The sequence below is a fragment of the Magnetospirillum sp. 15-1 genome (assembly GCF_900184795.1).
Lineage (GTDB): Bacteria > Pseudomonadota > Alphaproteobacteria > Rhodospirillales > Magnetospirillaceae > Phaeospirillum.
This window is the reverse complement of the sequence record NZ_FXXN01000023.1, coordinates 305,506-316,854: the sequence shown is the minus strand read 5'-3', so window position 1 is coordinate 316,854 and position 11,349 is coordinate 305,506. Positions and strand designations below refer to the sequence as shown.

At 66.8% G+C, this 11,349-nt stretch carries 9 protein-coding genes and 1 pseudogene; 6 read left to right on the top strand and 4 right to left on the bottom strand.

All coding sequences use genetic code 11. From position 1 onward, the window contains the following. Nucleotides 1-137: 137 nt before the first annotated feature. Nucleotides 138-1,136, top strand: a complete 999-nt coding sequence (locus CP958_RS11010; protein ID WP_170958935.1) for an SGNH/GDSL hydrolase family protein — start codon at nt 138-140, stop codon at nt 1,134-1,136. A gap of 12 nt (nt 1,137-1,148) precedes the next feature. Here the strand turns inward: CP958_RS11010 and CP958_RS11005 are convergent. Continuing rightward, nucleotides 1,149-1,714: pseudogene (locus tag CP958_RS11005) on the bottom strand (IS5 family transposase); the annotation flags it as partial. 218 nt (nt 1,715-1,932) lie between these two features. On the opposite strand from CP958_RS11005, the gene CP958_RS26340 reads away from it, so the two are divergent. The 4 genes from CP958_RS26340 to CP958_RS10990 all read left to right on the top strand — a co-directional run bounded on the left by CP958_RS26340 (nt 1,933) and on the right by CP958_RS10990 (nt 5,782). Further along, entirely contained in the window at nt 1,933-2,079 is a 147-nt protein-coding gene (locus CP958_RS26340) for a hypothetical protein (RefSeq protein ID WP_170958933.1), read from the top strand. A gap of 66 nt (nt 2,080-2,145) precedes the next feature. Continuing rightward, on the top strand, nt 2,146-3,387 hold the full coding sequence (locus CP958_RS11000) for an O-antigen ligase family protein (RefSeq protein ID WP_096701996.1): 1,242 nt from the start codon (nt 2,146-2,148) through the stop codon (nt 3,385-3,387). Next, on the top strand, nt 3,387-4,544 hold the full coding sequence (locus CP958_RS10995; protein ID WP_170958932.1) for a glycosyltransferase family 4 protein: 1,158 nt from the start codon (nt 3,387-3,389) through the stop codon (nt 4,542-4,544). The genes CP958_RS11000 and CP958_RS10995 overlap by 1 nt, the downstream gene beginning before the upstream one ends. Nucleotides 4,545-4,555: 11 nt before the next feature. Next, a complete protein-coding gene (locus tag CP958_RS10990; protein ID WP_170958931.1) occupies nt 4,556-5,782 on the top strand; it encodes an O-antigen ligase family protein in 1,227 nt (408 codons plus the stop codon). Here the strand turns inward: CP958_RS10990 and cysN are convergent. Both cysN and cysD read right to left on the bottom strand, forming a co-directional pair. Then, entirely contained in the window at nt 5,748-7,631 is a 1,884-nt protein-coding gene (cysN, locus tag CP958_RS10985) for a sulfate adenylyltransferase subunit CysN (RefSeq protein WP_096701993.1), read from the bottom strand. The two genes, CP958_RS10990 and cysN, sit on opposite strands and share 35 nt — an antisense overlap. After that, entirely contained in the window at nt 7,631-8,539 is a 909-nt protein-coding gene (gene cysD / locus CP958_RS10980; protein ID WP_096701992.1) for a sulfate adenylyltransferase subunit CysD, read from the bottom strand. Before cysD ends, cysN begins: the two co-directional genes overlap by 1 nt. Before the next feature lie 328 nt (nt 8,540-8,867). On the opposite strand from cysD, the gene CP958_RS10975 reads away from it, so the two are divergent. After that, nucleotides 8,868-9,622, top strand: a protein-coding gene (locus CP958_RS10975) for an IS5 family transposase (protein WP_197706390.1) whose coding sequence is annotated in 2 segments (ribosomal slippage) — nt 8,868-9,207 and nt 9,207-9,622 — 756 coding nt in all. Because the reading frame shifts where the segments join, the coding sequence is not laid out codon by codon here. 13 nt (nt 9,623-9,635) lie between these two features. Here CP958_RS10975 and purH read toward each other — a convergent pair. After that, on the bottom strand, nt 9,636-11,216 hold the full coding sequence (purH, locus tag CP958_RS10970; RefSeq protein WP_096701990.1) for a bifunctional phosphoribosylaminoimidazolecarboxamide formyltransferase/IMP cyclohydrolase: 1,581 nt from the start codon (nt 11,214-11,216) through the stop codon (nt 9,636-9,638). Nucleotides 11,217-11,349: the final 133 nt, after the last annotated feature.

The following is an 11,349-nucleotide window of genomic DNA, read 5'->3' as shown; positions in this document are numbered from 1 at the left end:
CTCGTCCTGGGAGAGAACGCGGCCCTTGTATCACGGCGACCAAGGGGGGCAAACCCCCGTTTCCAAACGCAATTGTCCCCCGACCAGCGCTCATGCTTGGTTTCGCGCGCCTTTCCGCCTCTTTCCGGGGTCGCCCCTTGCACCGCCACCTCACCTCGTTGGCCTTGCTGTTCTCCGTGGTCTGCCTGGGCCTGTCGGCCATGGAGATGGGAGTCGCCCGGTTCGCCCCCCAGCCCCTGGTACGCGCCTATGGAATCGCCCATCCCGATCTCGGCACCTGGCAGCGCCCTTCCGTCACCTTCCACGACACCACCGACGGCGATTACTGGGTCCGCGCCAATGCCCAGGCCTTCCGCATGGACGAGGATGCCGACCTGTCGCCGGGGCGCCGCCGCGTCATCATCTATGGCGATTCCTTCGTGCTGGGCTGGGGCGTGAACATCGAGCAGGCGTTCTTCTCCCTGCTCAAGCAGAGCCTGGAGGGGCGCGACCCGTCGCTGCAATTGCTCAATTCCGGCGCCGGCGGCTATTCCACCGGCCACGTCAAGAAGCTGGCCGAGGCCCATCTGGCCGGCCTGCGCCCGGCGGCGGCGGTCTATTTCTTCAACAACAACGACATCATCGAAAACGCCATCACCGACCTGGATTACCGGGTCACCGATTATGCCTTCGCCCCCGACGGCACGGTAACGCTGACCGACCGCCAGCCCTTCACGCCGTGGAAGCGCTTTCTGCTCAACCACACCCCCTATGGCTGGCTGAACCAGCATTCCCACCTCTTCGTCCTGGGCAAGGACGAGTTGGCCCGCCTGTCCGCCGCCCATCTCGACCGCCTCGCCACCGTGCTGGAAAACGCGGGCGTGCCCCTGGTGGTGGTGTGGATTCCGTCCTGGGACGAGATCGCCGGCCAGGGCGATGCCGTCAAGCTGGAGCTGATGGCCCGGTCGGTGGCGGCGCTGAAGGAGGTGGCAGCCCGGCGGGGCTTCGCCTTCATCGATCCCGACACCCTGATGGCGGCGGATTCCCTGCGCCTGCCCGACGGCCATTTCAATGTGGCCGGCAACCGCTGGTTCGCCGAACTGATCGAGCCCGCCTTGGCCCAATCCCTGTCGCGGGCGTTGGGCCGTGACCGCTAGGTGATTCGACATTCAGGCACACCACAGGGGTAGTGTTGCGAGACAAAGGAAGGCCATGAAGTTGGCGACCTTGCGATCATAATGTGTCGCAATACGGCGGAAGTGCTTGAGTTTGTTGATGGCCCGCTCGACGAGGTTCCGCTTTTTGTAGATGCGTGCATCAAAATCGCGGATACGCTTCATGCACGAGCGCCGCGGAATGATGGGTTGGGCACCGCAGGCCTCGACCGCGTCGAGAATAGCGTGAGAATCGTAGCCCTTATCCGCCAAGAAATAGCGGGGCCTTGCCTCGCCGAGCAATGCCAGGGCTTGGGTTCCATCATTGACCTGCCCAGCCGTCAGGATGAAGCGAACCGGGCGGCCCTCGCCATCGACAGCGAGATGGATCTTGGTACTCAATCCACCTCGGGAACGCCCCAGAGCCGAATTTTGGCCCCCCCTTTTCCGGTCGCAGCCTGCTGGTGCGCCCGGACGATGGTGCTGTCGATCATCAGGTAATCGTTGTCTCGATCCCGGATCAGATGGTCGAAGACCCTGTCCCAGACACCTTTGGCGGCCCAACGCGTGAAGCGCTTGTGTACCTAGGCCGGGCGACCGGATTCTGGCCTGGGCCTTCGCCCCGTGGGCGCTGGCGGTGTCCGCCGCCTTCCTGGCCGATTTCGCCGGCCATGTCATGGACAAGCTGCGCGAGTTCGGATTTTGGTGAGCCCCGGCATCCTCGCCGCGCCGCTGATCGCCGCCGCCGCCGGGCTGCTGGGCCGTCCCCTGGTGGCGCGGCTGGGCCGAAGGCCGCCATGTGGCCTTCCTCGACCTGTCGTCGCCGTTCTTCGCCGGCGATCCCGAGACCGTGGTCGCCCAAGACCTCATCGCCGGTGACGTTCACTGGAACGAAGAGGGCCACCGCATCATCGCCGGGCAATTGCGGGCGGCCCTCGCCCGGTAAAAATGTGGATAAGGCCGGGAGCGGGATGTTATATGCCCCTCACCCGTGTTCCAGGGAGGAGCTTTGATGACGACGCCCGACCGTCGCGGTGGCACGGGTCCCGGCCTTCCGTCCTGGGTGATCGCCCCCGAGGGCGTGCTGGTCCTGGCCGCCCTGCTGCTGGCGCCGCTGGCGGTGCTGGCGCCGCTGCTGGTGGGCGCCTCGGTGCTGCTGCTGGCGGTGGGCTGGCGGCGGATACCGTGGCGGCGCCTCGACCGAATGGTGCTGGTGGGGCTGGCCGCCCTGGTGCTGTGGGCCGTCCTGTCGTCACGCTGGTCGCCGCAGCCCGGCCCCAGCCTGCGCGGCGCCCTGCAGCTGGGCGGCACCCTGATCCTGGGCGGCCTTTACTTCGTCTTCGCCCAGGACCTGGATCGCCAAGGCCGGCGCCGGGTGGGCCTGGCCTTCCTGGCCGACATGGGCATCGCCCTGCTGGCCCTGGGATTCCTGGTGCTGCGCGCCCGCTTCGTCACCACCAGCGATTACACCTTGCATCAGGCCCTGGCCCATTTCAGCCGCGGCGCCATCGTCGTCACCGCCTCGGTGGTCCCCCTTGCCGCCGTCCTTTTCGTGCGCGCCGGCGCCAAGGCGGTGCTGGCCGCCGTGGCAACCGTCGCCGTGGCCATCATGCTGGGCAGTTCCGGCGCCGCCAAGATGGGGCTGCTGGCCCTGCTGGCCATCGCCGTGGCCGCCCGTGTCCTGCCCCGGGCCGCCGCCTGGGTCCTGGCGGCGGCGCTGGTGGCGACGGTGATCGCCACCCCCCTGCTGGCGGCCCGGCTGCCGTCGCCCCAGCGGATCGCCGATCAATGGCCGTCCCTCAGCAATTCCACCCATCACCGCATGACCATCTGGAGCTTCACCGGCCGCAATATCGCAAAAAAGCCCATGGTGGGCTGGGGCTTCGACGGGTCCCGCTCCATTCCCGGCGCTGACGACGAGATTCGGGTCGTCCTTCACATGGAGAGTCAGGACTTGCCGGTCACCGAACCGCAATTGCCTCTTCATCCCCATAACAACATGCTGCAATGGTGGCTGGAGCTAGGCCTGATCGGTGTCGCCATAATTACGGTGGTACTGCTGGTGGCCCTGCGGCGCGCCGCCACGATACCCAGCCGGATGGGCCGGTCCTTGCTTTTGGCCTTCGCCGGCACGGCTTTCATGGTGGCCCAGACAAGCTTCGGAGCCTGGCAAGTGTGGTGGCTGGCAGGATTATGGATGCTGGCGGGGCTAAGCGCCGCCTTTGTCCGCGACCTTCCCGCCGGAGAGTGTTGATGAAAGTCGTGGTGGCGGTGCATGGGCGCTTTCACGGCTTCGATCTGGCCCGCGAGCTGATGGCCCATGACGCCCTCGGCGGGCTGATCACCACCTATCCCGCCTTCGCCGCGCGGCGCTTTCTCGGCAACCCACCCGGCTTCGCCACCCAGCCCTGGCTGGAACTGGCGCGGCGACTGCACGACCGCTGGGGCATCGGCCCGGCGCCCGGCGCCTGGCTGGGCGAGCGCTTTTCCCGCCTCGTCGCCAACCACCTGCCGGACGGGATGGATGTGCTGGTAGGCTGGAGCGGCGCCACCCTGCACGCCATCACACCCGCTCAGCGGCGTGGCGCCAAAGTTGTGATCGAGCGCGGCTCGTCGCACGTCGCCCATCAGGCCCAGGTTCTGGCCTCGGCGCGGAAGCGCTATGACCTGCCGGTGGGACAGGTCGATGCCCGCTCCATCGCCCTGGAAGAAGAGGAATACACCGCCGCCGACCTGATCTGTGTTCCCACCGGCTTCGCCAAGCGAACCTTCGTCGCCCAGGGCATCGCCGCCGACAAGATCGCCGTCAATCCCTATGGCGTCGACCTTGCCCACTTCCACCCGTCGCCGCCCCCGGCCAAGGCCCGCCCCCTGGTGCTGTTCGTCGGCCGGGTTGGGCTGCGCAAGGGAGTTCCCGATCTGCCAGCGGCGTCGCGCCTGCTAGGCGGCCGGGTGGATGTGCGGCTGGTGGGGCCGGTGGAGCCGGGCATGGCGCCGCTGCTGGCCGTTCATCCCGAAATCCAGGTGACCGGGGCCTTGCCCGGCGCCGCCCTGGCGACAGAATACGACCGCGCCGACATCTTCGTCCTGCCTTCCCTGGAGGAGGGCCTGCCCCTGGTGCTGCTTCAGGCCATGGCCTCGGGCCGCCCGGTGGTGGCAACCCCGGAAACCGGGGTCGAGGATATAGTGACCGATGGAACCCACGGGTGCATCGTCCCATCCTCAGCCCCCGAAGCCCTGGCGACGACGCTGGCGGAATTGGCCAGCAACGCCGAAGCCCGGGCCGCCATGGGCCGCGAGGCCCGCCTCCGAGTGGAAAACGGATTCGGCTGGGATTCCTACGGCACCCGCGCCCTCATTATCTACCAACAACTTCTGGACGCCAGCCTGGCGCCTGAGTCATGCCAATGAAACGGATCACCATGGCCACTCTTTCGTCCGTCCTGACCCACCCCGAAGCCCCCCTGGTCCTGGCGGCCATTATGGCCGGACCCGTCGCCGTCCTGGCGCCCCTAGGCTGTGCCCCACTGATGGTAGTAGTAGCCACGGCGCTGTTGGCTCAGAGCCGGGGCCGGCTACCCTGGCGGAGTCTCGACCGGCATCTGGTTCTGCTGCTGGCCACCCTGGCGGCCTATGCCAGCCTCAGCGTCTTGTGGTCGGATCAACCCCTGACCACCGTCGCCGGGTCATTGTCCCTGATCGGCACCTTAATCTGCGGCGTGATCGTCCTGGGCACGGCCGCAACCCTGTCCGCCGAGGGCAGGCAACGGGTGGAACTGGCGCTGGCCCTGGGCGTAATTCTCGGCTTCGTGGCCCTGGCCGCCCTGCAGTTCAACATTCGCTTGACCGCCCAGAGCGAATATATGACGCGGCTGCGACTGTCGTTGCTCAGCCGCGGGGTCATCGTTGTCAGCCTGCTACTGTGGCCGACCCTGCTGGTTTTGCGGCACCGGCCGCTGCCGTCGGCTTTAGTCGCCGTACTGGCGACTGGGACCATCCTGAGTTCGGACATCGGCGGCGCCAAGCTCGGCCTGGCGGGGGGATTGCTGTGCGGCCTGGCCGGCCTGGCCGCCCCCCGGCTGGCCGGGCGGGCCATGGGCTACGGAGCCGCGATCCTGGTCATCGCCGCGCCGTTCCTGGCCCTCAAGCTGCCCGAGCCCCAGGGCGTCATGGACCACTGGCCGCAATTCTCGACCTCGGCGCTTCATCGCATGGTGATTTGGAATTTCACCGCCGAGCACATCATCGAGCGCCCGATCCTGGGATGGGGCCTGGAATCATCGCGCTGGATTCCTGGTGCGGATGACGACACCAGGGTCACCGTCAAACGGAATGGCGACGATGCGGTAATGCCGCTGACCCACCTGCCCCTCCATCCCCACAATGCACCGCTGCAATGGTGGCTGGAGTTGGGGCTGGTCGGGGCCGCCATCCTGGCCTACGGCATCATCCGGGTGACCGGCGCACTGCCCGCCGCCCTGGACCGCGCCAGCCGGTTCACCGCCTTCGGCACCACCGGGGCGGTTCTGGCGGTGTCTTGCGTCAGCTTCGGAGCCTGGCAGAAATGGTGGCTGGCGGCGGCCTGGCTGCTGGCCAGCTTCACCGTCATCGCCATCAGATCAGGGAACGCTCGCGCAGCAGGGCGATGACCCGGTCGGCCATCTCCTCCAGGGATTGCGTATCGGTGTGCAGGTGGAGATCGGGCTGCTCCGGGGCTTCATAGGCGGAATCGATGCCGGTGAAGTTCTGGATCTCGCCGGCCCGGGCCTTGCGGTAGAGGCCCTTGGGATCGCGCCCCTCGCACACCGCCAGCGGCGCGTCGGCGAAGACCTCGATGAACGCGTCGGCGCCCACCAGATCGCGCGCCATGCGGCGTTCCAGCCGGAAGGGCGAGATGAACGAGGTCAGCACGATCATGCCCGCATCCACGAACAGCCGGGCGACCTCGGCGACGCGGCGGATGTTTTCCACCCGGTCGGCATCGGTGAAGCCCAGGTCGCGGTTGAGGCCGTGGCGGACATTGTCGCCGTCCAGCAGATAGGTATGGCGCCCCAGGGCCGTCAGCTTGCGCTCCACCAGATCGGCGATGGAGGACTTGCCGGCGCCCGACAGGCCGGTCAGCCAGACCACGGCGGGGCGCTGGCCCTTGAGGGCGGCGCGGGCGGCCTTGTCGACGGTTACCGCCTGCCAGTGGATGTTGGCGGCCCGCCGGAGGGCGAAGTCGATCATGCCGCAGCCGACGGTCTCGTTGGTGACCCGGTCCATGAGGATGAAGCCGCCCAGGCTGCGGTCGACTCCATAGGGCTCGAACACCACCTGACGGTCCAGGGCGATGTTGCACACCGCCACGTCGTTGAGGTCCAGCCGGGTGGCGGCCGTATGCTCCAGGGTGTTGACGTTGAGACGGTACTTGATATGGGAGACCTGAAAGCCGGCGGTCTGGTTGCCGATGCGCATCAGGTACGAGCGCTCGGGCAGCAAGGGGCGCTCGGACATCCACACCAGATGGGCGGCGAACTGGTCCGACGAGGCCGGACGGTCGTCGGCGGCGGCGATGACGTCGCCCCGCGACACGTCCACGTCGTCGGTCAGGGTCAGGATCACCGCCTGTCCCGCCCCGGCCCCGGTCAGGACGCCGTCATGGGTGACGATGCTTTCCACCCGGCTGGCGCGGCCGCCGGGCTCGATGGTGACGGCCATGCCCGGCGCCACCCGCCCGCTGGCGATGGTGCCGGCATAGCCCCGGAAATCCTGGTTGGGCCGGCAGACCCACTGCACCGGCATGCGCAGGCCGGCGCCCTGGGGATGGCGTTCCACCCGCACCGTCTCCATGAAATGCAGCAGGGTCTGGCCGGTGTACCAGGCCATGGAGTCCGACGGTACCGCCAGATTGTCGCCCTTCAGCGCCGATACCGGGATGGCGGTGACATGGGCGATGCCGATGGCGGTGGCGAACGCCTTGAACTCGGCCTCGATGCGCGCGAACACCGCCTGGTCATAGCCGACCAGATCCATCTTGTTCACCGCCAGCACCACGTCGGTGATGCCCATCAGATGAACGATGGTGGCATGGCGGCGGGTCTGGGTGACCACGCCCTGGCGGGCGTCCACCAGCACCACCGCCAGATCGGCGTTGGAGGCGCCGGTGGCCATGTTGCGGGTGTACTGCTCGTGGCCGGGGGTGTCGGCGACGATGAACTTGCGCCGCTCGGTGCCGAAATAGCGATAGGCCACGTCGATGGTGATGCCCTGCTCGCGCTCGGCCTCCAGACCGTCCACCAGCAGGGAGAAGTCCAGGCCGCCCTCGGGCATGGAGCGGCGGCTGTCGCGCTCCAGCGCCGCCATCTGGTCGGTGGCCACCGAGCCGGTGTCGTAGAGCATCCGGCCGATCAGCGTGCTCTTGCCGTCATCGACGCTGCCACACGTCAACAGGCGCAGGATGTCCTTGGCGGCATGGGCGTCCAGGACGGCGTCGAGAGACTGGGGATGTCCGCCCATCAGAAATAGCCTTCCTGCTTCTTGCGTTCCATGGAGGCGGACTGGTCGTTGTCGATCACCCGGCCCTGGCGTTCCGAGCTTTTGCTGGCCAGCATCTCGGCGATGATCTCGGTCAGGGTCGCCGCCTCGGATTCCACCGCCCCGGTCAGCGGCCAGCAGCCCAGGGTGCGGAAGCGGACCTTGCGCAGGACGGGAACCTCGCCCGGATTGAGGGGCAGGCGGTCGTCATCGGCCATGATCAGGGCGCCGTCGCGCTCGACCACCGGCCGCTCGGCGGCGAAATACAGCGGCACCACCGGAATGCCCTCGCGGCGGATGTACAGCCAGACATCCATCTCGGTCCAGTTGGACAGGGGGAACACCCGCATGGATTCGCCCTGGCCCAGGCGTCCGTTGTACTGGGACCACAGCTCGGGCCGCTGGCGCTTGGGGTCCCAGCGGTGGTTGGAGCGCAGGGAGAAGATGCGTTCCTTGGCACGGCTGCGCTCCTCGTCGCGGCGGGCGCCGCCCAGGGCGCAGTCGAAGCCGTAGCGGTCCAGGGCCTGGCGCAGGGCCTGGGTCTTCATCACGTCCGTATGGACGGCGGAACCATGGCTGAACGGGCCGATCCCCTCGGCAATACCGTCCTCGTTGACATGGATGATCAGGTCGAGGCCCAGCTCGGCGGCACAGGTGTCGCGGAAGGCGATCATGTCCCGGAATTTCCAGGTGGTGTCCACATGCATCAGCGGAAAGGGCGGCTTGGCCGGATAAAAGGCCTTCAGCGCCAGATGCAGCAGGACCGAGCTGTCCTTGCCGATGGAATAGAGCATCACCGGATTGCGGAACTGGGCCGCGGCCTCGCGGAAGATATGAATGCTCTCGGCTTCGAGATAATCCAGATGGGTACGGAGGGATTGGTCGGACATGATCCACGCGAGGCTGCAACAAAGGCAATGGAAAACACATTTGCAAGGCAAGCGGCAACAGCATTCCGCCGAAAAGTCATACGCAAATCCGACACCGGGACAAATCCCGAGGCTGTTTCTTCACTCCTCCATTATCCACAGACCGCGCACGCGGCCGTCACCACGCCGCCCATTTCCTTATGTCCACCTGTCTCGACGGGTCCGGTGAGATATCTCACCGGACCTTCGCCAGACGAGGGAGGCTGGCCTTAGGCTGTATCGACATTCAGCTTGCGTCTGATGTGCCCGCGTGATTCACCGAGTCAGGACCAACTTGGCTCGGTGTACCATGGCGAAGAGATACGAACTGACATCGACGCAATGGGCGCGGATTGAGGGATTGCTGCCCGGTAAGGCCAGCGATCCCGGTCGTAGCGGGGTTGACAACCGCACCTTCGTCAACGCCGTGCTTTGGGTTCTGCGGTCGGGCGCCCGCTGGTCGGACATGCCGGAGCGCTATGGCAAATTCAAGACGGTACACAAGCGCTTCACGCGTTGGGCCGCCAAAGGTGTCTGGGACAGTGTCTTCGACCATCTGATCCGGGATCGAGACAACGATTACCTGATGATCGACAGCACCATCGTCCGGGCGCACCAGCAGGCTGCGACCGGAAAAGGGGGGGCCAAAATTCGGCTCTGGGGCGTTCCCGAGGTGGATTGAGTACCAAGATCCATCTCGCTGTCGATGGCGAGGGCCGCCCGGTTCGCTTCATCCTGACGGCTGGGCAGGTCAATGATGGAACCCAAGCCCTGGCATTGCTCGGCGAGGCAAGGCCCCGCTATTTCTTGGCGGATAAGGGCTACGATTCTCACGCTATTCTCGACGCGGTCGAGGCCTGCGGTGCCCAACCCATCATTCCGCGGCGCTCGTGCATGAAGCGTATCCGCGATTTTGATGCACGCATCTACAAAAAGCGGAACCTCGTCGAGCGGGCCATCAACAAACTCAAGCACTTCCGCCGTATTGCGACACGTTACGATCGCAAGGTCGCCAACTTCATGGCCTTCCTTTGTCTCGCAACACTACCCCTGTGGTGTGCCTGAATGTCGAATCAGCCTAGTGCCGGAAGTGGCGCATGCCGGTGAAGACCATGGTCAGGCCCTGTTCGTCGGCAGCGGCGATGACTTCGGCGTCGCGCATGGAGCCGCCGGGCTGGATCACCGCCGTCGCTCCCGCCGCCGCCGCCGCCAGCAAGCCGTCGGCGAAGGGGAAGAAGGCGTCGGACGCCACCACCGAACCGATGGTCTGGGGCTGGGCGAGACCGGCGGCGGTCGCCGCCTCCTGGGCCTTCCAGGCGGCGATGCGCGAGGAATCGACCCGGCTCATCTGGCCGGCGCCGATGCCGACGGTGGCACCGTCCTTGACGTAAATGATGGCGTTGGACTTAACGTGCTTGCAGATGCGGAAGGCGGTCAGCAGGTCCTTCAGCTCGCGCTCGGTGGGGGCGCGCTTGGTCACCACCTTGAGGTCGGCGGCCATGACGCGGCCGTTGTCCTTGGTCTGGAACAGATAGCCGCCGGCCACCGGGCGCAGCGTCATGCCGGGCGAGGACGGATCGGGCATGCCGCCGGTGACCAGCAGGCGCAGGTTCTTCTTGGCGGCGAAGACGGCGACGGCGTCGTCATCGGCCTCGGGGGCGATCACCACCTCGGTGAACAGCTTGGCGATCTCCTCGGCGGTGACCTTGTCCAGGCGGCGGTTCATGGCGACGATGCCGCCGAAGGCCGAGACCGGGTCGCAGGCCAGGGCGCGGAGATAGGCGCTTTTCAGGTCGGTGCCCACGGACACGCCGCAAGGATTGGCGTGCTTGATGATGGCGATGGCGGGCTCGTCGAACTCGGCGGCTAGCTCGAAGGCGGCGTCGGTGTCGTTCAGGTTGTTGTAGCTGAGTTCCTTGCCCTGCAGCTGGCGGGCGGTGGCGACGCCGGCGCGGGTGGTGCCGTTGGTGTAGAAGGCGGCGGCCTGATGGGGGTTCTCGCCATAGCGCAGGGCCTGCTTCAGCTCGCCCGCCACCACCACGCGGCGGGGGAAGGTGTCGCCCAGTTCCTTGGCGAACCACTGGCTGATGGCGGCGTCGTAGGCGCCGGTGCGGGCATAGGCGGTGGCGGCGAGGCGCTTGCGCAGGCCGAGCGTGGTGGCGCCCTTGTTGGCCTCCATCTCCGCCTGGACCACGGCGTAATCCTCGACGTCGACCACCACGGTGACCGAATCGTGGTTCTTGGAGGCGGCGCGGATCATGGCGGGGCCGCCGATGTCGATATTCTCGACGCAGGTGTCGTAATCGGCGCCCTTGGCCACCGTCTCCTCGAAGGGATAGAGATTCACCACCAGCAGGTCGATGGCCTGGATGCCGTGGGCGTTCATGGCCGCCTCGTGCTCGGCGTTGCCGCGGATGCCCAGCAGGCCGCCATGGACCTTGGGGTGCAGGGTCTTGACCCGGCCGTCCAGCATCTCGGGAAAGCCGGTGAAGTCGGAAACGTCGATCACCGCCAGGCCGGCATCGCGCATGGCCTTGGCCGTGCCGCCGGTGGAGAGCAGCTCCACGCCGGACTGGCTGAGAAAGCGGGCGAACGCCACCAGACCGGTCTTGTCGGAAACGGAAAGGAGCGCGCGGCGAACGGGTCGCAGATCGGACATCGGCCTAAACCCTCGTGGGTGATGGGAAATTCGACCGGGCTATAGCATGCCCGCCCGAGCGCCCACCAGTCTTTTCCACCACCAAAGGCTGGGCCCTCATACGGCGGGCGGACGCCGTGCGTCCTTGCCTCCC

Excerpts from the sequence above, each read along its gene's own strand:
- CP958_RS11000 (WP_096701996.1), top strand. The coding sequence starts at position 2,146 with ATGACGACGCCCGACCGTCGCGGTGGCACGGGTCCCGGCCTTCCGTCC.
- CP958_RS10995 (WP_170958932.1), top strand. The coding sequence starts at position 3,387 with ATGAAAGTCGTGGTGGCGGTGCATGGGCGCTTTCACGGCTTCGATCTG.
- CP958_RS10990 (WP_170958931.1), top strand. The coding sequence starts at position 4,556 with ATGGCCACTCTTTCGTCCGTCCTGACCCACCCCGAAGCCCCCCTGGTC.
- cysN (WP_096701993.1), bottom strand. The coding sequence starts at position 7,631 with ATGGGCGGACATCCCCAGTCTCTCGACGCCGTCCTGGACGCCCATGCC.
- cysD (WP_096701992.1), bottom strand. The coding sequence starts at position 8,539 with ATGTCCGACCAATCCCTCCGTACCCATCTGGATTATCTCGAAGCCGAG.
- purH (WP_096701990.1), bottom strand. The coding sequence starts at position 11,216 with ATGTCCGATCTGCGACCCGTTCGCCGCGCGCTCCTTTCCGTTTCCGAC.